The sequence below is a fragment of the Dactylosporangium sp. NPDC049140 genome, assembly GCF_040648435.1.
The window spans coordinates 1-1,090 of the sequence record NZ_JBEZDS010000167.1 but is presented as its reverse complement, the minus strand read 5'-3'; the positions used below and the strand labels follow the sequence as shown (position 1 = coordinate 1,090).

General features: G+C 64.2%; 1 protein-coding gene. It reads left to right on the top strand.

What is annotated here, in order from left to right:
• Positions 1–2 precede the first annotated feature (2 nt).
• On the top strand, positions 3–1,090 hold a 1,088-nt coding region (gene chvE, locus AB0B76_RS59015; protein WP_360395229.1), incomplete at its 3' end, for a multiple monosaccharide ABC transporter substrate-binding protein.

The following is a 1,090-nucleotide window of genomic DNA, read 5'->3' as shown; positions in this document are numbered from 1 at the left end:
TCCTGGCCGCCACCGCCCTGGCCGTCACGCTGGCCGCGACGTCGGCTTGTAGTGACACCCGTAAGGACGACACCGCCGGCGGTGGTGACAGTGGTCCCGCGCTGGTCGGTATCGCCATGCCGACCCGCAGCCTGGAGCGCTGGAACAACGACGGTGCCCACCTCGAGGACCTGCTGAAGAAGGCCGGGTACAAGACCTCGCTGCAGTACGCCGACAACAAGGTCGACCAGCAGATCACCCAGCTCCAGAACATGATCAATGACAAGGCGAAGATCCTGGTCATCGCGTCGATCGACGGTACGGCCCTGGCCCCGGTGCTGCAGCAGGCCGCGGACAAGAAGGTCAAGGTCATCGCGTACGACCGGCTGATCAACTCCAGCCCGAACGTGGACTACTACGCGACGTTCGACAACTACAAGGTCGGGCAGCTGCAGGGCCAGTTCATCGTGTCCAAGCTCGGCCTGGACGCGGGCAAGGGCCCGTTCAGCCTCGAGCCGTTCGCCGGTTCCTCCGACGACAACAACGCCAAGTTCTTCTTCGCCGGCGCCTGGGACGTGCTCAAGCAGTACGTCGACAGCGGCAAGCTCGTCATCCCGTCGGGTAAGAAGCTGGCCAGCAACGACGACTGGAAGACGGTCTCGATCAACGGCTGGAAGACCGAGACGGCCCAGGCCGAGATGGACAACCGGCTGAACTCGTTCTACACCGGCGGCAAGAAGGTCGACGTCGTGCTGTCGCCGAACGACTCCCTGGCCCTGGGTATCGCGCAGTCGCTGGACTCCCACGGGTACAAGCCCGGCGGTGACTGGCCGCTGCTCACCGGGCAGGACGCCGACCTGGCCAACACCAAGAACATCCTGGCCGGCAAGCAGTCCATGACGGTCTGGAAGGACACCCGCACCCTCGGCGACCAGGTCGCGAAGATGGTCGACGCGATCAACAAGGGCACCGCGGTGGAGACCAACGACACCAAGACGTACAACAACGGCGTCAAGGTCGTTCCCTCCTACCTCCTCCCACCGGTCGTGGTCACGAAGGACGACGTGAAGTCGAAGCTGGTCGACTCCGGCTTCTTCAAGGCCTCCGACCT